We start from the raw sequence: 21,727 nt of genomic DNA, 5'->3' as shown, positions 1-21,727 counted from the left end.
GTGGGTGTCGGGGGACTGGCTTGGAGGGTTCAGGATGGCGGATCGGCGGCGGCGGGGTGTGCGGACGGCGCTGGTGGGTGAGGCGCTGCGGGTCGCGTTGGCCGGGCGGGCGCGAACCGATCCGGGTGCCGGACTGGACATCGTCGACCTCGGAGGCGGGACCGGTGGGTTCGCGGTGCCGCTGGCTGTCGAGGGCCACCGGGTGACGGTGGTCGACCCGAGTCCGGACGCGCTCGCGTCACTGGAACGGCGGGCCAGCGATGAAGGCGTGAGCGACCTGGTCCGCGGTGTCCTGGGTGACGCTGCCGAGCTCCCGGGACTCGCCGGTGAGTCGAGCGCGGACGCCGTCCTGTGCCACGGCGTGCTCGAGGTCGTCGACGACCCGGTGCAGGCGTTGCAGGCGATGGCCTCGGTGCTGCGGGAGGGCGGCGTACTGAGTCTGCTTGTTGCCCAGCGCAACGCTGTCGTCCTGGCACGCGCGCTGGCCGGGCACCTCGCCGAGGCGCGTGTCGCGCTCCAGGACCCGGACGGGCGGTGGGGGCCTACCGACCCGACGCCGCGCCGGTTCGACGAGGCCGGGATCATCGCGCAGCTGGCCGACGCCGGGTTCATGGTGCACACGGTGCACGGCGTACGGACGTTCGCCGACCTCGTCCCGTCCGCGTTCGTCGACTCCGAACCGGGCGCCGCCGACTCGCTCGCCGAACTCGAGCGTGCCGCCAGCCAGCACCCCGCCTTCCGCGCCCTCGCCACCCAGCTCCACATCCTCGCCACCCGCTGATCGCGTACGGCGTGTGCCCCCGATCACACCTGGAACGGCGGCGACGGAGGGTGATCACGGCGTAACCTGCGGCGTCAACGACCGTCGATGCCGGTGAAGCTGTGAGCGAGCTGTGTGCGACGCGCCTGAATGGGCAGGTTTGAACCCGGTGTTGCAGGGCAGTTGCCGGACCGTGACGCGCTGGACAGGCGGTCAGGGTTTCGTGCGGGGCATGCTCGGCCTAGACTGAAGGCGGCCTATCGAGATCGCGCTCATCATGGAGGGATCGACGGTGCCCCTCTCGGAAGAAGAGCAGCGCCAGTTCGAGCAGCTCGAACGTGCCCTCGCTGCGGAAGACCCGAAGTTCGTTTCCGCCATGCGTGGGACCAATGTGCGCTTGTATTACAAGCGCCGGGCAGTGCTTGCCGGCGTCGGATTCGTGCTGGGCATCGTGGTGCTGATGGCCGGTGCGATCATCCCCAACACCATCATCGGAGTCATCGGCTTCGTGATGATGGTCGCCTGTTTGTACATCGCGGCGCTGAGCATGAAGCGGATCAGCAACGCCGGGGACGCCGACGACATCCCGCCGCCCCCGCCGACCAAGCGGCACCGGACCAAGCACGACTCGTCCGGCAGCTTCATGGAGCGCATGGAGGACCGCTGGCGGCGCCGGCGCGACGAAGACCTCTGACGACGATGGGACCTGGCGCCTGAGCGCGCGACCAGTCCTTCAACCACACCCGTGCCCTGGTGGGGCGGGTGTGGTTGTTTTTTGTGCGGGTTTGGTGCCGCTGCCGCGGGCGTTGCTTGGTGGTGCGGGTAGCTCCCGTTCGGCGCTGTGCGGGTTGGCGGTCGGGTGACCGTCGGTGGCTAGGCACAGCGCCGAACGGGAGCGGTTGGGTACAGGTGGCACTTCAGGCGTCGGGCTAGCAGGCGGGCTAGCCCAGGCGTTCGGTTAGCCGGCGTGGCGGCGTCTTAGGGCTAGGGAGCGGAGGCGGGCCAGGAGGAGGTCGAACTCGTCCAGGAGGTCGGAGGCCTCGGTGCTGCCCCGGTTGAGGTACCAGCGCCAGGACGGCGGCAGGAGTCGCGCCCGCCAGCGGCGGAGTCGTGGTGCCTGGGTCCAGAGGGCCTTGCGTACGGCGACCGCCTCGGTCCGGAGGTCCACGGTCGGATTCGCGTCACCGGCGTACCGGAGGGCCTCGATGCCGCGGGCCAGGCGGATCGCCTGGGGCTGCGTGTCAGCGGGCAGCTTCGAGACGAGCCATTCGCCGGTCTGTCGCGGCGTGGAGATGTCGGACCAGTCCAGTCCGAGGTCCCGGGAGGTGTCCCGGATCTCGGCCCACAGACCCTCGGCCGAGGCACGTCCCGGCTCTCGGGTGAACCGCCGGCGCCGGGTCAGGCTGCGGATCAGCCACGGGATGCAGAGCAGCAGGAGAACACCACCGGCGATCCCGATCAGTTTCCCGCCGCCGTTGGTGAACCAGTTGCCGCCGCCGGTGACGGCGACGCCGGTGTCGGTCGGCAGGTTGCGGTCGCCATTCGGCCGGTTGAGCTCCGGGTCGTCGGTTGCGCCCGGCGTGATCGGCGCGGTGCTCGGTGCCGTGGTCGGGTTGGTCGGGTCGGAGCTCGCGGGGACCGTCCAGTTCGGCGTGGTCGCTACGCGCGCGGACGGGGTCGGCTCGAACCGGACCCAGCCGGTGCCCTGGAAGTACAGCTCGGGCCAGGCGTGCATGTCGTGCATCCGCACCGTGTACTGACCGTCCTTGCCGGCTGTCCCGGGCAGGAACCCGATGCCGACCCGGGACGGGATGCCGACGATGCGCGCCATCAGCGCCATCCCGGTGGCGAACTGCTCGCAGTACCCGGTCTTGTTCCGCAGCAGGAAGTCGCTGATCGCCCGCATTCCGCTGCCGCGCGCGTTCTCGGTGCTGTAGGTGAAACCGCCGCCACTGCGGAACCACTGCTGCAGCAGCACGGCCGCCTCGAACTGGTTGCCCTTGGCACTGGCCGTGATCTGGTCGGTGAGGGTCTTGATCTCGGTCGGCGTGCGCGTCGGCACGCTGCTGGTGTACTGGTCCGGACGGCCGTTGACCGAGCTGGCCAACTGCTCCGGTGTCGGCTGCAGGTCGTACGACGTGACGTTGTACTTCTTGCCGCCGACCACCTGTCCGCCCGAGGAAACCACGTCGAGCGTGGAGCCGTCGTACCGCCAGTCGCGCTTGAGGGAGATCGAGTGCAGCGGGTAGGGGACCGGCGCGAACTGCGAACGGAAGCTCCGGCTGACGTCGATCTCCATCTTGGACTGCGGGACCTTGTTCAGGTCGCCGATGAAGCCCGGCGGCGGGGTCAGGTCGCCGTCGATCTTGCTGCCCTCCGGCCGGGGCGCGATCCGCCAGGTGTTGCCGTCGAAGAGGTCGAGCGCGGTCAGCCGCAGATAGGTGCCGCCGTTCGGGCCGCCCTTGTAGGTGAGCGCGACCACGTTGTCGCCGCGGGTCAGGTTCTTGCCCATGTCGAGCATCGGGTCGGTCGACGAGATCGACGCGCCGATCCCGGTCCCACTGCCGCCGCCGGCCAGACCGTTGCCGATGACACCTTCCGGCAGGGCCGGCAGCAGCGCGGGAAGCAGCGCGGCCAGGGCGACCACCGACAGACCGATCCGCCGACCCGCCTGGCCGAGCGCGGACGCCTCGACCGGCTCGGCCGCGTCCAGGTGCGAGACGCCGGAGATGCGGCGGCCCCAACGGCTCAGCCGGCTCCGGCCCTCCGCCGACAGCAGCAGGATGTACCCGAGCGCGGGCGGGATGAACAGCATCGCCGGCAGCCCGCCGTGCACGGTCGCGGCCGGCACCGTGTACATGATCAGCAGCAGCAACCCGGCCCACGCGGCCTGCCGGAGCTGTACGGCGATGACGTGGATGAGCAACCCGGTCGCCGAGATCACCGAGACCGCGAACAGGGTCAGGTGTGAGTCCGGGGGCAGTGGTGCGCTGAACCGATTGATCGAGTCCATCGCGTTGACCATCTGCTGGTTGAACTCGAGCGCGGTCGCCTTCACCGGGATCAGCCCGAACTTCAGCGTGTCCTGCAGGAAGAACAGCGAGAGCAGTTCCACCAGCACGACCAGCTGAACCAGCGGTACGACGACGCGCGGGGTGCGCAGGTTCTGCAGCAGGACCCCGATGCCCGTGATCGCGGCGCACAGCAGAGCGCTGACGAACAGGAACGGCCCGGAGAACACCGGCGTGAGCACAAGCGCCCCGAGAACAGTCGCTCCCCAAGCAGCTATCGAGATTCTGGCGTGACCGGTCATCGGGCCTCCCGGCCTGGACTGAGGAGTGCAGGGAGCGAAGCGACTGGAGCGACGAGGGAAGGCCGGGAGGTGAAGCCCGATGACCCTGCCGGCGCCGAAGGCCCGGCCAAAAGCACGGTCATGCGATACGTCCGCTCCTTAGGCCGAGGGTGGACCAGACGGTGGGTAGGTGGTCGCCGCGCTGGACTCTGGCGACTCGCCAGCCGTTGATGCGCAGTTCGTTCTCGGTCGCGGCCGTGGCGGCGCTGAGGCGGGCCGCCTTCTCGGTCGCTTCGGCGCCGACCGCCCAGCTGGCCGCGTCCAGCAGCAGCGCGACACCGGTCGCCTGGCTGGTTCGCCACCGGTTCAGTGCGACGACGTCATCGCTGCTGCAGGCGCCGACGATCGCGACGACCAGGCTCGGCTCCTGCGCGTGCCGGTCCACCGTCAGCAGCGGACCGACCTCGGCGTACCGGTGTTCCTCGACGGTCGCGCACTCGGTCAGCAACTCCTGCGGATTCAACGGCTGGTGTACGGCGGCCGACGTCCGATGCGCGATCGCGGACAGGGTCGTCGGCCCGCCGAGCAAGGTGGTGACGTAGCCGCGGCGGATCCGGTCGATGCCGATCGAGGCGGCCGCGCTGACCGCCCATTCCAGGCTGGACGACGGTCCGTGCCCGTGGTGCGAGATCGTCCGCGCGTCCAGGAACATCGCGCACCGGCTCTGCCAGGGCTGCTCCTCGCGCCGGACCATCAGCTCGCCGCGGCGGGCCGTCGAACGCCAGTGCACCCGGCGCAGGTCGTCGCCATCGCGGTACTCGCGGACTGTCGCGTCCTCTTCACCGGCGGACGCGATCGCCCGTGGCCGGTTCTCGCCCGAGCCGGCCCGGTCCGCACCCAGCCGGATCTCGGGCAGCCGGTAGACCCGCGGCGTGACCAGCAGGTGCTGGCTACGGGTGAACGTCCGGCTGGTCTCCACCAGGCCGAACGGATCGGCCACGGTCAGCATCAGCGGCCCGACCTGGAAGAGTCCGCGAACATCGGACTTGACCGGGTAGGTGACGGTACGACGCCAGTTCGGGCTGACCCGATCCACCACGAACCGCGGCCGGTGTCCCAGTACATAAGGAATCCGGTCCTCGAGCAGCAGCAGCCCGGCCGGCATCCGGCCCTGGTTGCTCAGGGCAAGTTCTACGGTCGCCTGGGTCCCGACCGGGACCTGGTCCGGCGCGAGGCTACGGCGTACTTGCAGGCGCAGCCGGGTCCGGCCGACGACGAGTGCTGCGACGACCGGCAACGCCACCAGGAGAATGCCGACCCGCAACAGATCCTTCTGACCGAGCAGAAGCGCGCACAGCGAGGCAGTGATGCCGGCCGCGACGAACGCCCGCCCCCTGGTGGTCAGCCCGCGCAGTGCCTGCCGCATGTCTCAGTCCCGACGCGTGCGGGGCAGCGGCACGCTGGCCACCAGCCCGGAGACGATGTCGGCTGACCCGCGCCCACCGAGATGCGCCTCAGCCGCCGGGAGCACCCGGTGTGCCAGCACCGGCACCGCGAGCTCCTGGATGTCGTCCGGCAGGACGAACTCCCGGGAGTCGAGCGCCGCGGCCGCACGGGCCGCCCGGACCAGATGCAGTGTCGATCGCGGGCTGGCTCCGAGCCGGAGCTCCTGCGACCGGCGGGTCGCGCCGACCAGTGCGACGGCGTACTCCTTGACCGACTCCGACACGTGCACCGACTGCACTGTCTTCACCAGACGCAGGATCTGCTGACCGTCGGTGACGGGCTGCAACGTGAGCAGCGGATCGTCGGCGGCGTGCCCGTCGAGCATCCGCAGCTCGGCGGCCGGCTCCGGGTAGCCCATCGAGACGCGGGCCATGAAGCGGTCGCGCTGCGCCTCGGGCAGCGGGTAGGTGCCTTCCATCTCGATCGGGTTCTGGGTCGCGATGACCATGAACGGCGTCTCGAGCTGGTACGTCGTGGTGTCGACGGTGACCTGGCGTTCTTCCATCGACTCCAGCAGCGCGGCCTGGGTCTTCGGCGAGGCCCGGTTGATCTCGTCACCGACCACGATGTTCGCGAACACCGCGCCGGGCTTGAACTCGAAGTCGCGGATCTCCTGGTTGAAGACCGAGACGCCGGTGATGTCCGACGGCAGCAGGTCGGGCGTGAACTGGATCCGTCGCACTGTGCAGTCGATCGACTTCGCGAGCGCCTTGGCCAGCATCGTCTTGCCGACGCCGGGCACGTCCTCGATCAGCAAGTGCCCCTCGGCCAGCAGCACGGTGATGGCGACCTCGACTACGTCGGATTTGCCCTCGATCACCTGCTCCATCGCCCGGCGGACCCGGCCCGCCACCTCGGACAGCTCGTCGAAGTCCCCGGCTCCTGCCAGCGCCGAGCTGGTCGCGGTGCTGCTCACCCTGAGTCCTCCCCATTCATTGACGGCCGACACATTCTCACCCGCTGTAGGGGTCGGGCCTAGACCAGCGGGGGTTTCGTTACCTTGCGTTTCGGTGTTCATCGGCACACGCCCTCACGGCGGGGTCGGTCTCTGTGGTCGAGATCTGGCGTCCCTCCAAGCGTACGGGCGGAAAAAGCAGTGCGCGGGGCATACGACGTACCTGCCGCCCAGAAGGTTCACGGACAGTCTGCCCGGAAGGTTCACCGGCATACCGCGTGGAGCGCAGTGGAGGAACCCGGGTGGAGGGAAGTGGAGGAGACCGGTGGAGCGAAGTGGAGGAGATTCAAGCGGTTGACCCGGCAGCGACACGCGGGGGAGCCGCGCCGGAATCACGCGGCGCGGGTAGTGGATGGGGCGGAAGTTGGTTGACGGTGGTGGAAAGTGGAGTAAGGTGGAGCGCAATGGAACCGAAGTGGTGGAAACAGCTCGCCTGAGACGGAGAGTCCGCAACGGGGAGGTGGAGCGTGTTCCTCGGAACTCACTTCCCCAAGCTCGACGACAAAGGACGGCTGTTCCTGCCGGCGAAGTTCCGGGACGAACTGGCTGACGGCCTGGTGATCACGCGTGGACAGGAGCGGTCGCTGTCCGTGTGGCCCGAGCGCGAGTTCGTCCAGCTGACCGAGCAGTTGAAGCAGGCGCCGATCACCAACAAGGGTGCGCGGGACTACCTGCGGATGCTGTTCGCCGGAGCCTCGAACGAGGTGCCGGACAAGCAGGGCCGGGTCACCATCCCGCCGATGCTGCGCGATTACGCGGGACTTGATCGCGACTGCGTCGTCATCGGGGCGATGAACAGGGTGGAGATCTGGAACACGGAGAACTGGAACAGGTACTCCCAGGAGCAGGAGCAGGCGTTTGCCGACCTCTCCGAGGAGGTACTGCCCGGCATCTTCTGAACCTGAACAGTGAGCAAGCGGCTTCGCGAGCACACCGGCCGTCCGGTGAGATCACGGGTCCGACTTCCGACCTCACGGCTTGGCGCCACTTCCCCGGCGCCAAGACACCGAGGTACTTCCCCGGAAGGCGTACCCGCGATCTGACCGGACGGAGTCGTCTCCGGCCGCGGCACTGACAGGCAGCACCGCAACACCGAAGAACCTGCGGGGGCAGGGTCGCTCCCGTGGCGACGGGAAAGGGTCGAGGATGGACGCTGCGGAGCGGCATGTGCCGGTGATGCTGGAGCGCGTGGTCGCGCTGCTGGCGCCGGCGCTCGCGCATCCCGGTGCGGTCCTCGTCGACGCGACCCTCGGTCTGGGTGGTCACTCCGAGGCCTTCCTGCGCCAGTTCCCGCAGGCTCGCCTGATCGGGCTCGACCGTGACCCGGCCGCGCTGCGGCTGGCCGGTGAGCGGCTGGCGCCGTACGAGCAGCGGATCACGCTCGTGCACGCGGTGTACGACGAACTCCCGCGCGTGCTGGACGAGCTCGACGTACGCGCGATCGACGGGATCCTGTTCGACCTGGGTGTCTCCTCGATGCAGCTGGACGAGGCCGAGCGTGGTTTCGCCTACGCGCAGGACGCGCCGCTGGACATGCGGATGGACAGCACCGGCCCGACCACCGCGGCCGACATCGTGAACACCTACAGCGCGGCCGACCTTGCCCGGATCCTGTTCCAGTACGGCGAGGAGAAGTTCGCCCGGCGGATCGCGGACCGGATCGTGCGCGAGCGTGAGATCGAGCCGTTCACGAACAGCGCGCGACTGTCCGAGCTGGTCCGCAACGCGATCCCGCAGGCGGCCCGCCGGACCGGGGGACACCCGGCGAAGCGGACCTTCCAGGCGCTGCGGATCGAGGTGAACGGAGAGCTCGACGTACTGCGTCGTGCGCTGCCGGCCGCGATCGAGGCGCTGGCGCTGCACGGCCGGATCGTGGTGATGAGCTACCACTCGCTCGAGGACCGGATCACCAAGCAGACGCTGGCGACCGGGACCAAGACCGACGTACCGGACGACCTGCCGGTGATTCCGGCCGGGCACGAGCCGTACCTGAAGTTGCTGACCCGGGGTGCCGAGCGGCCGACCGAGGAGGAGACCGCGGCGAACCCGCGCGCCGCCTCCGCTCGCGTGCGGGCGGCGGAACGGATCCGGGAGAAAGGGCTGGTGGCCTGATGAGTACTGTCTTCAGCCCGCAGAAGGCGCGGGTCACGCCGGCCGCTCCGGCCAAGAAGTCGGAACCGAAGCTCAGGGTGGTCTACGGTGCGCCGTTCCGGCCGCCGCGGATGCCGTTCGTCATCTTCGTGGTGTCGCTGCTAGCGGCCGGCCTGGTCGGCCTGCTGCTGCTCAACACCGAGCTGCAGCGCGGGACGTTCGAGGTCACCAACCTGAGCAACCAGGCCGACCAGTTGCGCGATCAGCAGGAAGGCCTGGAGAAGCAGGTCCGCACGCTCGAGTCGCCGCAGAACCTGGCGGACCGGGCGTTGCGGATGGGCATGGTGCCGAACCCGAACCCGGTGTTCCTGCGGCTGTCCGACGGGCGCGTGCTCGGCGTACCGGCCGAAGGCAAGGCCGGCACGGGTACGGCGATGTTCGGTCCCGGTACGCCGACCGGCACCGCGACCAAGCCGCCGGTGGTCAATCCGCCGGTCGCCAAACCACCGGTCGTGAAGCCGCCGGTTGTCAAGCCGCCGGTCGTGAAGCCGCCGGTGGTGAAGCCGCCCGCGGGCACGGTGAAGCCGGGGACGGCGACAGCACGCACAGGGACGACGGGCACCAAGCCGCCCGTGACGACGAACAAGCCGCGCGCCGGTACGACGGGGGCGCAGGGCACCACGACCACTGGGGGATGATCGGATGACGGACCGACGGGGAGACGAGCCGCCACGCAAGCGTGGCAGTGCACCACGCCGGGGCACCCCGCCCCGCAAGGCTCCGTCCCGTCCGTCCGCCACTACCGACAGCACCCGGAACACCCCGCAGCGTCCCGAGACCACCCGCGAAAGACTCCTCCGCCAGGCCCGCGAGGCTGAGCAGAACGCGGCCCCGCGTCGCCCGGTGAAGAAGGCTGCACCCAGCCAGCCCAGGAAGAGACCTGCTACTGGTACGGCGGCACCGCGCAAGCAAGCTCCTGCCAAGAAGACTGCCAAGCGGCCGGTCAAGAAGGGTGCGCCGCCGCGGAAGCGGCCCCCGCAGAACAGGCCGCAGCCCCGGCCGAAGAAGCCGAAGGTGCGGAAGCCTCCGCGGATGTTGCGGTTGGGGCGGCCGGCGTTGCGGTTGCGGATGACGTTCGGGGTGATGGCGTTCGTGCTGTCGCTGTTCGCCGGGCGGCTGGTGCTGCTGCAGGGCGTGGACCCGGACAGCTACGCGCAGGCCGCGACCAAGGAGAACACCAAGCCGTTCATCCTGCACGCGTCCCGAGGCACGATCGAGGATCGGAACGGCGTCCAGCTGGCCGTGTCCGAGGACGCTGTGGCGATCACCGCCGACCCGACCCAGACCAAGCCGGTGGCAGAGCAGTTGGCGTCGATCCTCGCGCCGAAGGTGACGAGTACGACGTACAGCAAACTGCTCGCCGCGATGAGCGGAACCGGCCGCTTCGCCGTCCTCGCGCACCAGGTGAGCCCGCAGGCCTGGAACGAGATCGAGGCCGAGATCAAGACCCGCAACGCCGCGATCATCGAGGAGAACAAGAGCAAGCCGGAGGAGCAGGACGCCCCGCTGCTGGCCGGTCTCTACACCGAGGACGACCCGATCCGCAGTCACCCCAACGGCAGCGTCGCCTCGACCGTCGTCGGCGTGGTCGGTGCCGACGGCAAGGGTCTGTCCGGGCTCGAGTACGGCCTGAACGACAAGCTGTCCGGCCAGGACGGCAAGGCGATGTACGAGGTCGACACCCGGGGCAACAAGATCCCGAACGCGAACCACACGGTCGAGGAGCCGAAGCCCGGTGTCAGCGTGCAGCTGACCCTGGACACCGACCTGCAGTACTTCGCGGAACAGCGGATCGCCGAGGCGGTCCGCCAGTACAAGGCCACCTCCGGCACGGTGATCGTGATGGACGTGAAGTCCGGCGAGCTGATGGCGATGGCGAACTACCCGTCGTTCGACCCGAACAAGAAGTACAAGCCGTCCGACCTGAACAACCCGGCCCTCGAGCGCACCTACGAGCCCGGCAGCGTGCAGAAGGTGGTCACGATGGCCGCCCTCGCCGACGCCGGCCTGATCGACCTGAACACCAAGCTCCGGGTGCCCGGCAGCATCGAGGTGCAGCGGCGGACGATCAAGGACCACTGGGACCACGGCCCGCTGAACCTGACCATCGCGGGCGTGGTCGCGAAGTCGTCCAACGTCGGCACGATCATGGCCGCGCAGCAGATGCCGATCCCGCAGTTCGTGAGGTACCTGCACGACTTCGGCTTCGGCGAGCCGACCGGGCTGGGCTTCCCGGGTGAGAGCAAGGGCTTGATGCAGCCGGGTGACGAGTGGCCCGAGCTGACCCGGTCGAACGTCGCGTTCGGTCAGGGCCTGTCGGTGAACGCCGTCCAGATGACCGCCGCGGTGAACGCGGTCGCCAACGGCGGTGTCTACGTCCCGCCGAAGCTGGTCCGCAACTACATCGACGCGAACGGGACGGTCATCCCGAACCAGACCGCGGCGCCGCACCGGGTGGTCAGCGAGAAGGCCGCCAAGGAGGTCGCCACGATGATGGAGGCGGTGACCGCGAAGAAGGGCACCGCGCCGCAGGCGGCGATCGACGGCTACCTGGTGGCCGGTAAGACCGGGACCGCGCAGCAGGTCGACCCGAAGACCGGCAAGTACGGCAAGTGGGCGACTTCTTTCGCCGGATTTGCGCCGGCCGACAACCCACGGTTCGTTACGTACGTCGTACTGCACGACCCGACAGGTGCTCGGGGTGGTGGTTTCCAGGGAGGACCGGTGTTCCGGGACGTGATGAGCTACGCGCTGCAGAAGTACGTCGTACCGCCGACGGGAGCCAAGCAGCCCGACGTACCCGTCACCTGGTGACGCAGGGTCAGGTAGGAGTCACGGTGTCCGGAGCGGTAGCCTCAGGGCCCGTGTCCACCCCTACTGCCGCAGGCGGCGCCGTCGCAGCGATCAGGCCACGGCACGTCGTGCCGGTCGGCCTGGCCGACGTCGCCCGGATCGCCGCAGCAGCGGTCCCAGCGGGTCTGCCGGTCGACGTCACCGGCGTCTCGCTCGACTCCCGCTCTGTCCTCCCTGGCGACCTGTACGCCGCTCTGCCCGGTGCCGTCACGCATGGCGCTGAGTACGCCGCAACTGCACACCAGTCCGGCGCAGTCGCCGTACTGACCGATCCGACCGGTGCGGAGCGGGCCGCGGCAACCGGTCTCCCGGTGCTCGTGGTCGACAAGCCGCGTGACGTGCTCGGTGCGGTCGCGGCCCGGATCTACGGCGAGCCGACCAGTGAGCTGCGGCTGCTCGGGATCACCGGCACCAACGGCAAGACCACGACCTGCTTCCTGCTGGACTCCGTGTTGCGGGAGGTCGGTCGGACGGCGTTGATCGGGACGATCGAGACCCGGATCGGCGACGAGGTGGTGAAGAGCGTCCGGACCACTCCGGAGGCCACCGACCTGCAGGCGCTGTTCGCGGTGATGCGCGAGCAGTCGGTCGCGTGGTGCGCGATGGAGGTGTCCAGTCACGCACTGGCGATGGGCCGGGTCGACGGGGCCCGGTTCGCGGTCGCCGGGTTCACCAACCTGACGCAGGACCACCTGGACTTCCACCACACGTTCGAGGAGTACTTCGCGGCGAAGGCCTCACTGTTCACCCCGGAGCGGTGTGATGTCGCGGTGGTGATGATCGATGACGAGTACGGACGCCGCCTCGCCGCGCAGACCGTCGTACCGCTCGTCACCGCCTCCACCAAGGGTGACGCCGACTGGACGGTGGCGAACCGGCACGAGTCCGAGCACGGTACGACCGTGCTGGACATCCAGGGGCCGAACGAATCGCTGACCGTGGAGATCGCGTTGCCCGGTGACTTCAACGTGGCGAACGCGCTGCTCGCGACCGTGATGCTGCGGCAGCTCGACGTACCCGCCGAGGCGATCGCGACCGGGCTGCGGACCGCGACCGTACCGGGCCGGATGGAGACGTTCACCCGCCAGGACGGCCTGGCGGTGATCGTCGACTACGCGCACACCCCGGACGCGGTCGAGCTGGCCCTGCAGGCCGCTCGGGGTGCGACCAAGGGCAGGCTGTTCGCGATCGTCGGGTGCGGTGGTGACCGCGATCCCGGCAAGCGGCCGGCGATGGGTGCCGCCGCGGCCCGGACGGCGGACGTCGTGATCGTCACCGACGACAACCCGCGCAGCGAGGACCCGGCCACCATCCGCGCGGCCGCCCTCGACGGCGCGCGGCAGGCGGTGCCCGGTGTCGACCTGCGCGAGATCGGCGACCGCCGGCAGGCCATCGCGAGCGCGATCGAGCTGGCCGGCCCGGGCGACACAGTCGTCGTACTGGGCAAGGGCCATGAAACAGGCCAGGACGTCGGCGGTGTGATCCACCCGTTCGACGACCGTGAAACCGTGCGTGAGCTGTTGGAGGCAGACCGGTGATCCCTGTCAGTTGCGGCGAGATCGCCGACGCTGTGAACGGCGAGCTCACGGGGGTCGCCCCGTCGGCCGTCGTGGACGGCGCGGTGGTGATCGACTCGCGAGCCGCCGGCCCCGGTGGGCTGTTCGTCGCCCTGCCGGGCGAGAACGTCGACGGGCACGACTACGTCGGTACGGCGACCGCCGCGGGCGTCACGGTGTCACTGACGGCCCGGCCGGTCGAGGGCAGCCCGTGCATCGTCGTCGCGGACCCGCAGGCCGCGCTCGGAGCGCTGGCCCGGTTGGTGGTCGGTCGCCTTCCCGACCTGACCGTGATCGCCCTGACCGGATCGTCCGGCAAGACCAGCACCAAGGACCTGATCGGGCAGCTGATCCGCCCGTACGGCGAGACCGTGGTGCCGGAGGGCTCGTTCAACAACGAGATCGGGCACCCGCTCACCGCGCTGCAGGCGACGGAGAGCACGAAGTACCTCGTCGCCGAGATGGGAGCGCGGCACCAGGGTGACATCACCTACCTGACCGGGATCACGCCGCCGAAGATCGGGCTGGTGCTGAATATCGGTACGTCACACATCGGCGAGTTCGGGTCCCAGGACAACATCGCCGTCGCCAAGGGCGAGATGATCGAGGCTGTGACCGCCGGCGGCACCGCATTGCTCAATGCCGATGACCATCGCGTTGCCGCGATGCGAAGCCGGACGAAGGAACGGGTGCTGACCTTCGGCGAGGCACCCGAGGCCGACATCCGGGCCGAGGGCGTGAAGCTCGACGCCGAAGGGCAGCCCGCCTTCACCCTGCGCATCGGTGACTTCAGCGGCGACATCCAGCTGCAGTTCATCGGCGAGCACTACGTGTCGAACGCGCTGGCCGCCGCTGCTGTCGGGGCGGCGATCGGTATGACTCCCGAGCAGCTCGCGGAAGGCCTCAACGCCGCCACGCGAGTGTCCGCGGCGCGGATGGAGCTGACCGAACGCGCGGACGGCGTGACGATCATCAACGACGCCTTCAACGCCAACCCGGACTCGACGCGTGCCGCACTGAAAGCACTCGTCGCGATCGGCCGGTCGCGCGGGGCGCGGACCTGGGCTGTGCTCGGCGAGATGCTCGAGCTCGGTGACGCGTCGGCCGACGAGCACGACGCGATCGGGCGGCTGGTGGTGCGACTCGACGTCAACCGGCTGCTCGTGGTCGGAGCGGGAGCGAAACCCATTCATCTCGGTGCCTCGCTGGAGGGCTCCTGGGGCAACGAGTCGGCCTACGTCGACAGCATCCCGGAAGCGCTCGAGCTGCTGCGCTCCGAGCTGCGCGCGGGTGACGTCGTACTGGTGAAGTCCTCGAAGGGGTCGAAGCTCCGTAGCCTTGCGGACGCGCTGATCGAGGAGGGCGTGCAGTGATCTCGATCCTGTTCGCCGGCGCCGTTTCGATGGTGCTGACCCTGATCGGTACCCGCTGGGCGATCACCCTGCTCGCCAAGCGCGGCTACGGCCAGGAGATCCGCGACGACGGCCCGACCTCGCACCACACCAAACGCGGTACGCCGACCATGGGCGGCACCGTGTTCATCATCGCGACCATCGTCGGCTACTTCGCGGCGAAGCTGTACACGACGAGCGCGCCGACCGCCTCGGCGCTGCTGGTGCTGTTCCTGTTCGCCGGGATGGGCGCGGTCGGCTTCCTGGACGACTTCATCAAGATCTTCCGGCAGCGCAGCCTCGGTCTGCGCAGCAAGGCGAAGCTGGCCGGCCAGACGATGGTCGCGGTGGTGTTCGCCGTACTGGCGCTGCAGTTCCCCGACGAACGTGGGCAGCGGCCGGCCTCGCCGTTCATCTCGTTCATCCGCGACATCGGCTGGCTGGAACTGCCGACGATCCTCGTGGTGATCTGGATCCTGCTGCTGATCGCCGGCATGTCGAACGGCGTCAACCTCGCCGACGGCCTGGACGGCCTCGCTACCGGCGCATCGATGATGGTGTTCGGCGCCTACACCCTGATCTGCATCTGGCAGTTCAACCAGAGCTGCGCGACCGTCCCGACCGCCAAGTGTTACGAGGTCCGGGATCCGCACGACCTGGCCGTGGTGGCGGCCGCGTTGACCGGTGCGCTCTTCGGCTTCCTGTGGTGGAACGCGTCGCCGGCCAAGATCTTCATGGGTGACACCGGTTCGCTGTCCCTGGGCGGCGCGCTGTCCGGCATGGCCGTGATGACCCGGACCGAGTTGCTGGTGCTGCTGCTCGGCGGCCTGTTCGTCATCATCACCGCCTCGGTCATCCTGCAGGTCAGCTACTTCAAGCTCACCAAACGCACCACCGGGATCGGTAAACGGATCTTCCGGATGGCGCCGTTGCAGCACCACTTCGAGATGCTCGGCTGGGAACAGGTGAACGTGGTGATCCGCTTCTGGATCATCCAGGGCCTGTGCGTGGTGATCGGTCTCGGGATCTTCTATGCGGAATGGGTGGCCGGATGAGCTGTGTTGAATTGCCACGCCTCCGGCGCGGCGGGACACGGGGCTCTGACTCCCGGTCTTCCCTCGTCGCTCCGGTCGCTTCGCTCCCTACGCTCCTCAGTCCAGACCGGGAGGCCCCGTGACACTGGAGACACGCACCTCGGACGGCTGGGCGACGACGCGGTTCGTCGTGCTGGGCTTCGGTACGGCGGGTTACGCGTGCGCCGACTCGCTGCTGCAGGCCGGTGCCGAGCACCTGATCGTCCTGGACGACCGGGACAACGAGGCGCTCCGCGAGAAGGCGCAGATCCTGGAGGTCCTCGGCGCCACCGTCACCCTTGGTCCGGGCAGTACGGCGGAACTCCCCAAGGAAGTCGATGTCGTCGTGACGTCGCCCGGCGTACCGCCGCATGCGCCGCTGCTGGCCCAGGCGGCCGAGCGGGACGTGCCGATCTGGAGTGAGATCGAGCTGGCCTGGCGGCTGCGCGACCCGGCCAACGCCGCGCCGTGGCTGTGCATCACCGGCACCAACGGCAAGACCACGACCGTGCAGATGCTGACCGCGATCCTGACCGCGGCCGGTCACCGGGCCGTTGCCGCGGGCAACGTCGGGTTGCCGTTGCTCGAAGTGGTCATGGACCCCGAGCCGTACGACGTGATCGCGGTCGAGCTGTCCAGCTACCAGCTGCACTTCACGCACTCGATGTCCGCGCACGCGGCCGCCGTACTGAACCTCGCACCGGACCATGTCGACTGGCACGGCTCGATGGAGGCGTACGCCAAGGACAAGGGCCGTATCTACGAGAACTGCCAGGTCGCCTGCGTCTACAACGTGGCCGACCCCGCGACCGAGCAACTGGTGCTGGACGCGGACGTGATCGAGGGCTGCCGCGCGATCGGCTTCACCCTCGGTACGCCGGGTCCGTCGATGGTCGGCCTGGTGGACGAGTTGCTGGTCGACCGGGCGTTCGTCGAGCAGCGCGCGACCTCCGCGCTGGAGCTCGCGACGATCGACGATGTCACGCCGCCGGCGCCGCACAACGTGGCGAACGCGTTGGCCGCGGCCGCGCTGGCCCGGGCGTTCGGCGTACCGGCGACGGCGGTCCGGGACGGGCTGCGCGGGTTCCGGCCGGACAAGCACCGGATCGCGCACGTCGCGGAGGTTGCCGGGGTCAACTATGTCGACGACTCGAAGGCGACCAACCCGCATGCCGCACAGGCCTCGCTGCTCGCGTACGAGCACGTGGTGTGGATCGCCGGCGGCCAGGCCAAGGGCGCGACGTTCGACGAGCTGGTGATCGCGGCGCGCGAACGGTTACGGGCCGTCGTCCTGCTCGGTCAGGACAAGGCTGTCATCGCCGAAGCACTCGAGCGACACGCACCGGATGTCCCGAGGATCGTGATCGAGTCAACGGACACTGGAGCCATGGAGATCGTGGTGGGGGAGGCGGCGAAGCTGGCACAGGTGGGTGACACCGTGCTGCTCGCGCCCGGCTGCGCATCCTGGGACATGTTCGCCAACTACGGAGCCCGCGGGGACGCCTTCGCCGAAGCCGTGCAGCGGCTCGCGAACTGATCCGGGGTGATCGCGTGACGTCGATCGCTGACCAGCCGGACCAGAAGAAGACCGATGACCGTGCGTGGCTCGTGGCCATCCGGGAGATCCTCGACCGGCCGTTGACGTCGTACCACATCTTGCTCGGGGCAACCGGTCTGCTGCTGGTGCTCGGGCTGCTGATGGTGCTGTCGGCGTCCAGCGTGCTGTCGCTGCGCGCGAACGGGAACAGCTACACGATCTTCATTCGCCAGCTGATCTGGGTCGGCGTCGGGCTGCCGATGGCCTACGTCGCGTCCCGGATGACGCCACGGCACTTCCGCATGCTGTCGTACGTCGCTCTGCTCGGCTCGGTGTTTCTGCTCGTGCTGACGTACGTCCCGGGACTCGGCGTCGGCGTGAACGGCAACACCAACTGGCTGAACCTCGGTGGACCGCTGCAGATCCAGCCGAGTGAGTTCGCCAAGCTGGCGCTGGTGATGTGGTGCGCGGATCTGTACGCGCGGAAGGAGAAGCTGCTCACCCAGTGGAAGCACCTGCTGGTCCCGATGGTGCCGGTGTGCGGTCTGGTGATCGCCCTGGTGGTCGGCCAGCACGACCTCGGTACGGCGCTCGTCCTGATGGCCGTGATGATCGGCATGATCTGGATCGTCGGCGCACCGACGCGGCTGTTCATCGCGACCATCGGTGTGGTCGGTGCGATCGCGTCGTACTTCGTCAACGCGGAGAAGTACCGGATGGAGCGGGTGACGTCGTTCCTGGACCCGTTCCAGGACCCGACCGCGGTCGGCTGGCAGGCGTACCACTCGTTCTACGCACTGTCGACCGGCGGCTGGTGGGGCGTCGGGATCGGCAACAGCCGGCAGAAGTGGGGCAACCTGCCGGAGGCGCACACCGACTTCATCTTCTCCGTGATCGGTGAGGAGCTCGGCCTGGTCGGCTCGCTCACCGTGCTCGCCCTGTTCCTCACGCTGGCCTACGCCGGGGTGCGGATCGCGACGCGGAACACCGAGCCGTTCGTCCGCTACGCGGCGGCCGGGATCACGATCTGGATCATGGCGCAGACCCTGGTCAACCTGGGTGCCGTGATCGGACTGCTACCCATCGTGGGTATCCCGCTCCCGCTTTTGTCGTACGGTGGTTCCGCATTGCTGCCGACGCTGATCGCGGTCGGCATGCTGCTGTCCTTCGCGAAGGCCGAACCCGGCGCGCAGGCTGCCCTGAAGGAGACCAGGCGGCCACGTTTCGGGTGGTTGCCGTCGCGGCGAACGAACGACTGAGACAACCCGCGGGAGCGTTGAAAGCTGTGCCCAGCATCGTCCTGGCCGGTGGCGGTAGCGCCGGCCACACCTCACCCCTGATCGCCACCGCCGACGCCTTGCGCCGGCTCGACCCGACCGTCGAGATCCTCGCGCTCGGCACCGAGCGCGGCCTCGAGACCCGGGTCGTCCCGGAGGCCGGTTACCGCCTCGAGCTGATCCCGCCGGTGCCGCTGCCGCGCAAGCCCACGCCGGCGCTGTTCGCCGTACCGGGCAAGATGCTCGCCTCGGTGAGCGCGGCCCGCCGGGTCCTGGACGAGGCCAAGGCCGATGTCCTGGTCGGCTTCGGGGGCTACGTCTCGACCCCCGCGTACGTCGCCGCCTGGCGCAAGAAGACCCCGATCGTCGTGCACGAGGGCAACGCGGTGCCGGGGATCGCGAACAAGTTCGCCGCCCGCTACTGCACGCAGCACGTCAAGACGTCGTTCCCCGGCACGGAGCTGCCACATGCCGAGTACGTCGGCCTGCCGATCCGGCGCGCCATCTCCCAGCTGGACCGGGCCGCGCTGCGGGCCGAGGCGCGGCAGTTCTTCGGGCTGGACCCGAACGCGCCGACGCTGATGGTGACCGGCGGTTCGCAGGGCGCGCAGCGGCTGAACGAGGCGATCGCGGGCGCGGCCGCCGACCTGCAGGCGGCCGGGATCCAGGTGCTGCACGTGATCGGGCCGAAGAACACCCTCGAGGTCCCGTCGGCCGGCCCGCTGCCGTACGTGGTGCTGAACTACGTGGACCGGATGGACCTCGCGTACGCCGCCGCCGACCTCGTCGTGTGCCGGTCGGGTGCGAACACCGTGACGGAGGTGTCGGGCGTCGGACTGCCGGCGATCTACGTTCCGCTGCCGCACGGTAACGGTGAGCAAGCCCTGAACGCCAAGCCGGTGGTGGATGCGGGCGGCGGCCTGCTGGTGGACAACGCGACGGTGACCGCTGACTGGGTTCGGGCGAATGTTCCGCAACTTCTGCTCGACTCCGCGCGTCTGACAGCCATGTCCACAGCAGCGAAGGGCTTGATCCGGACCGACGCCGACGAGCGATTGGCGCGGATCATCCTGGATGTGGTGAGGTCTGCTTCGTGATCGTCGAAGTAAAGAATTTTGGTCCTGACGCCACGATCTACCCCGCCGAGAAGCTGGGCAGAGTGCACTTCATCGGTATCGGCGGCGCCGGCATGTCCGGCATCGCCAGGATCATGGCGTCTCGTGGCATCGAGGTGTCCGGTTCCGACGCCAAGGACGGCAAGGTGCTGGCCGCGCTGCGCGCGCTCGGTGCCACTTGCTGGGTCGGTCACGCCGCAGAGCATGTCGCCGACGTCGACACCGTGGTGGTGTCGACCGCGATCCGCGAGACGAACCCCGAGGTGGTCGCCGCCCGGGCCGCCGGGATCCCGATCCTGCCGCGGGCCGCCGCGCTCGCCTCGGTGATGGTCGGCCGCCGCACGCTGGCGGTAGCCGGTACGCACGGCAAGACCACCACGACCTCGATGCTGACCGTGGCACTGCAGCACTGTGCGGTCGATCCGTCGTACGCGATCGGCGGCAACCTGAACGAGTCGGGCTCGAACGCCCACGACGGCACCGGTGACCTGTTCGTCGCCGAGGCGGACGAGTCGGACAAGTCGTTCCTGACCTACACGCCCGAGGTGTCGATCGTCACATCGGTCGAGCCGGATCACCTGGACAACTACGGCGACGAGGCCAGCTACCGGCTCGCCTTCGAGCAGTTCTGCGACCGGGTGATCCCGAACGGCTTCATGGCGATCTGCTACGACGATGCCGGGGCGCGGAAGCTGGCCGAGTTCGCTCGCGCGCGCGGCATCGACGTACGGACGTACGGCGAGTCGGAGGACGCGGACCTGCGGGTCACCGAGATCACGGCGACCGGGGCGACGCAGTCGTTCGTACCGGTGTACCGCGGGCGCAAGCTGCCGATGGTGCAGCTGCAGCAAGCGGGTAAGCACAACGCGCTGAACGCGTCGGCGGCGTTGACCGTCGGGCTCGGGCTCGGGTTCTCGGCGGCTGATCTGGCCGAGGGGCTGGCGTCGTTCACCGGCACCGGGCGGCGGTTCGAGTTCAAGGGGCTCGAGGACGGCGTGCGGGTGTTCGACTCGTACGCCCACCACCCGACCGAGCTGGCCGTGGACCTGACGGCGGCGCGGCAGGTCGCGGGGGAGGGGCGCGTGATCGCGTGCTTCCAGCCGCACCTGTTCAGCCGGACCAGGATCTTCGCCACCCAGTTCTCCGATGCGCTCGCGCTGGCCGACGAGGTCGTCGTGATGGACGTGTTCGCCGCCCGGGAGGACCCGGAGCCTGGTGTGACCGGTGCCCTAATCGCGAACCACGTGCCGCTGAAGCCTGAGCAGGTGCGGTTCGAGCCGTCGTGGTCCGCCGTACCGCAACTGGTCGCGGACCTGGCCGAGTCGGGCGACCTGGTGGTGACGCTGGGCGCCGGCGACGTGACCCTGATCGGCCCGGAAGTCGTTGGTTTGCTGGCCGAACGCGCCGCCGCCCGCGAGTCTGCGCAAGAGGCCCTCGCTCCTGTGGTGGAGTAAAAGGGTGGGGTTGACTGAATGAGCCAGAGCGCTGATCTGGCTCGGGCACAGCAGCGGTTCGCGCGCCGGCAACGGCTGGTGCGCTGGCGGAGTTGGCTTCCGTGGGCGATCGGCGGCGCGCTGGCCGTGCTGGCCGGGTTGATCGTCTGGCTGTTCTACTACTCGTCCGCCTTCGCGGTGGCCGGGGTCCGGGTGAGCGGTGCGGATACGGTGCCGGTGGCAACGATCGAGCAGGAGGCGGCGGCGCCGGTGGGTACTCCGCTGGCGAAGGTCGACCTGCGTTCGATCGCGGACCGGGTCCGGACCATTCCGGCGGTCGCGGACGCGCAGGTGACCCGCGCCTGGCCGAACAAGATCGTGATCGTGGTTACCGAGCGGGTACCGGTGGTCGTGGTCACTGACGGCTCGCGGTTCGAGCTGGTGGACGCGACCGGTACGACGTTCAAGACGGTGCCCGACCGGCCGGCCGGGCTACCGGAGGCCAAGGTGTCCGGCACCCGGCGCGACGTCACTGTCCGGTCGCTGGTGACGGTTTCGGCGGCGCTGCCGGACACGTTGCGGGCGCAGGTGAGCTCGATCTCGGCACTGTCGCCGGACTCGATCACCCTGAACCTGTCGTCCGGGGTGAAGGTCGTTTGGGGCAGTTCCGATGACAGCGAGCGCAAGGCGGAGGTACTCAGCGTGCTGATGAAGCGCCAGGCGAAGGTGTACGACGTCTCGGCGCCCGATCTCCCTGTCACCAAAGGGGAAAAGCGATGACGGATCACATCACGGGGGTGTGCGGCGAGGCGCGTGGACATCGCCCGA

At 69.1% G+C, this 21,727-nt stretch carries 17 protein-coding genes; 14 read left to right on the top strand and 3 right to left on the bottom strand.

Annotated features, from left to right (window positions below; translation table 11 throughout):
- The first annotated feature begins 34 nt into the window (after positions 1 to 34).
- Both AB0E63_RS15250 and AB0E63_RS15245 read left to right on the top strand, forming a co-directional pair.
- Positions 35 to 781 (top strand): methyltransferase domain-containing protein, encoded by a 747-nt coding sequence (locus tag AB0E63_RS15250; RefSeq protein WP_360365712.1) that lies wholly within the window; start codon positions 35 to 37, stop codon positions 779 to 781.
- Between the two features lie 256 nt (positions 782 to 1,037).
- Positions 1,038 to 1,454, top strand: a complete 417-nt coding sequence (locus tag AB0E63_RS15245; protein ID WP_360365711.1) for a DUF3040 domain-containing protein — start codon at positions 1,038 to 1,040, stop codon at positions 1,452 to 1,454.
- Between the two features lie 264 nt (positions 1,455 to 1,718).
- On the opposite strand, the gene AB0E63_RS15240 is transcribed toward AB0E63_RS15245, so the two are convergent.
- From AB0E63_RS15240 to AB0E63_RS15230, 3 genes are all read right to left on the bottom strand, one after another.
- Complete coding sequence (locus AB0E63_RS15240) at positions 1,719 to 4,073, bottom strand: DUF3488 and transglutaminase-like domain-containing protein (protein WP_360365710.1); 2,355 nt, start codon at positions 4,071 to 4,073, stop codon at positions 1,719 to 1,721.
- A gap of 118 nt (positions 4,074 to 4,191) precedes the next feature.
- Positions 4,192 to 5,478, bottom strand: coding sequence for a DUF58 domain-containing protein (locus AB0E63_RS15235; protein WP_360365708.1), 1,287 nt, complete (start codon positions 5,476 to 5,478; stop codon positions 4,192 to 4,194).
- Between the two features lie 3 nt (positions 5,479 to 5,481).
- Positions 5,482 to 6,387 (bottom strand): MoxR family ATPase, encoded by a 906-nt coding sequence (locus tag AB0E63_RS15230; protein WP_360365819.1) that lies wholly within the window; start codon positions 6,385 to 6,387, stop codon positions 5,482 to 5,484.
- Positions 6,388 to 6,980: 593 nt separating this feature from the next.
- Here AB0E63_RS15230 and mraZ point away from each other — a divergent pair.
- From mraZ to AB0E63_RS15170, 12 genes are all read left to right on the top strand, one after another.
- The gene (mraZ, locus tag AB0E63_RS15225; RefSeq protein ID WP_131351384.1) at positions 6,981 to 7,412 is read left to right on the top strand and encodes a division/cell wall cluster transcriptional repressor MraZ; all 432 of its coding nucleotides are present in this window, start codon (positions 6,981 to 6,983) and stop codon (positions 7,410 to 7,412) included.
- Between the two features lie 247 nt (positions 7,413 to 7,659).
- Positions 7,660 to 8,625 (top strand): 16S rRNA (cytosine(1402)-N(4))-methyltransferase RsmH, encoded by a 966-nt coding sequence (rsmH, locus tag AB0E63_RS15220; RefSeq protein WP_360365706.1) that lies wholly within the window; start codon positions 7,660 to 7,662, stop codon positions 8,623 to 8,625.
- Complete coding sequence (locus AB0E63_RS15215; RefSeq protein ID WP_360365704.1) at positions 8,625 to 9,302, top strand: hypothetical protein; 678 nt, start codon at positions 8,625 to 8,627, stop codon at positions 9,300 to 9,302. Before rsmH ends, AB0E63_RS15215 begins: the two co-directional genes overlap by 1 nt.
- 4 nt (positions 9,303 to 9,306) lie before the next feature.
- Positions 9,307 to 11,478: a penicillin-binding transpeptidase domain-containing protein gene (locus tag AB0E63_RS15210; RefSeq protein WP_360365702.1), complete on the top strand. Its 2,172-nt coding sequence runs from the start codon at positions 9,307 to 9,309 to the stop codon at positions 11,476 to 11,478.
- 50 nt (positions 11,479 to 11,528) lie between these two features.
- Positions 11,529 to 13,055 (top strand): UDP-N-acetylmuramoyl-L-alanyl-D-glutamate--2,6-diaminopimelate ligase, encoded by a 1,527-nt coding sequence (locus AB0E63_RS15205; protein WP_360365700.1) that lies wholly within the window; start codon positions 11,529 to 11,531, stop codon positions 13,053 to 13,055.
- Positions 13,052 to 14,446 carry a UDP-N-acetylmuramoyl-tripeptide--D-alanyl-D-alanine ligase gene (murF, locus tag AB0E63_RS15200; protein ID WP_360365698.1) on the top strand — a complete coding sequence of 465 codons (1,395 nt, stop codon included), beginning with the start codon at positions 13,052 to 13,054 and terminating at the stop codon, positions 14,444 to 14,446. Before AB0E63_RS15205 ends, murF begins: the two co-directional genes overlap by 4 nt.
- Positions 14,443 to 15,519 carry a phospho-N-acetylmuramoyl-pentapeptide-transferase gene (gene mraY, locus AB0E63_RS15195; RefSeq protein ID WP_360365696.1) on the top strand — a complete coding sequence of 359 codons (1,077 nt, stop codon included), beginning with the start codon at positions 14,443 to 14,445 and terminating at the stop codon, positions 15,517 to 15,519. The genes murF and mraY overlap by 4 nt, the downstream gene beginning before the upstream one ends.
- A gap of 118 nt (positions 15,520 to 15,637) precedes the next feature.
- Entirely contained in the window at positions 15,638 to 17,074 is a 1,437-nt protein-coding gene (gene murD / locus AB0E63_RS15190) for a UDP-N-acetylmuramoyl-L-alanine--D-glutamate ligase (RefSeq protein ID WP_360365694.1), read from the top strand.
- Positions 17,075 to 17,088: 14 nt separating this feature from the next.
- On the top strand, positions 17,089 to 18,333 hold the full coding sequence (gene ftsW / locus AB0E63_RS15185; protein WP_360365692.1) for a putative lipid II flippase FtsW: 1,245 nt from the start codon (positions 17,089 to 17,091) through the stop codon (positions 18,331 to 18,333).
- A gap of 26 nt (positions 18,334 to 18,359) precedes the next feature.
- Positions 18,360 to 19,448 (top strand): undecaprenyldiphospho-muramoylpentapeptide beta-N-acetylglucosaminyltransferase, encoded by a 1,089-nt coding sequence (murG, locus tag AB0E63_RS15180; RefSeq protein ID WP_360365691.1) that lies wholly within the window; start codon positions 18,360 to 18,362, stop codon positions 19,446 to 19,448.
- On the top strand, positions 19,445 to 20,920 hold the full coding sequence (murC, locus tag AB0E63_RS15175) for a UDP-N-acetylmuramate--L-alanine ligase (RefSeq protein WP_360365689.1): 1,476 nt from the start codon (positions 19,445 to 19,447) through the stop codon (positions 20,918 to 20,920). The genes murG and murC overlap by 4 nt, the downstream gene beginning before the upstream one ends.
- 18 nt (positions 20,921 to 20,938) lie before the next feature.
- Positions 20,939 to 21,679, top strand: a complete 741-nt coding sequence (locus tag AB0E63_RS15170) for an FtsQ-type POTRA domain-containing protein (RefSeq protein WP_360365687.1) — start codon at positions 20,939 to 20,941, stop codon at positions 21,677 to 21,679.
- Positions 21,680 to 21,727 lie beyond the last annotated feature (48 nt).

This window comes from Kribbella sp. NPDC026596, from assembly GCF_040638415.1.
Lineage (GTDB): Bacteria > Actinomycetota > Actinomycetes > Propionibacteriales > Kribbellaceae > Kribbella.
Note: the sequence above shows the minus strand (reverse complement) of the source record. Positions and strands in the feature narration are given on the sequence as shown.

Bases quoted from the DNA above. Each gene is read 5' to 3' on its own strand.
- AB0E63_RS15250 (WP_360365712.1), top strand. From the start codon at position 35: ATGGCGGATCGGCGGCGGCGGGGTGTGCGGACGGCGCTGGTGGGTGAG.
- AB0E63_RS15245 (WP_360365711.1), top strand. From the start codon at position 1,038: ATGGAGGGATCGACGGTGCCCCTCTCGGAAGAAGAGCAGCGCCAGTTC.
- AB0E63_RS15240 (WP_360365710.1), bottom strand. From the start codon at position 4,073: ATGACCGGTCACGCCAGAATCTCGATAGCTGCTTGGGGAGCGACTGTT.
- AB0E63_RS15235 (WP_360365708.1), bottom strand. From the start codon at position 5,478: ATGCGGCAGGCACTGCGCGGGCTGACCACCAGGGGGCGGGCGTTCGTC.
- AB0E63_RS15230 (WP_360365819.1), bottom strand. From the start codon at position 6,387: ATGGAGCAGGTGATCGAGGGCAAATCCGACGTAGTCGAGGTCGCCATC.
- rsmH (WP_360365706.1), top strand. From the start codon at position 7,660: ATGGACGCTGCGGAGCGGCATGTGCCGGTGATGCTGGAGCGCGTGGTC.
- AB0E63_RS15215 (WP_360365704.1), top strand. From the start codon at position 8,625: ATGAGTACTGTCTTCAGCCCGCAGAAGGCGCGGGTCACGCCGGCCGCT.
- AB0E63_RS15210 (WP_360365702.1), top strand. From the start codon at position 9,307: ATGACGGACCGACGGGGAGACGAGCCGCCACGCAAGCGTGGCAGTGCA.
- AB0E63_RS15170 (WP_360365687.1), top strand. From the start codon at position 20,939: ATGAGCCAGAGCGCTGATCTGGCTCGGGCACAGCAGCGGTTCGCGCGC.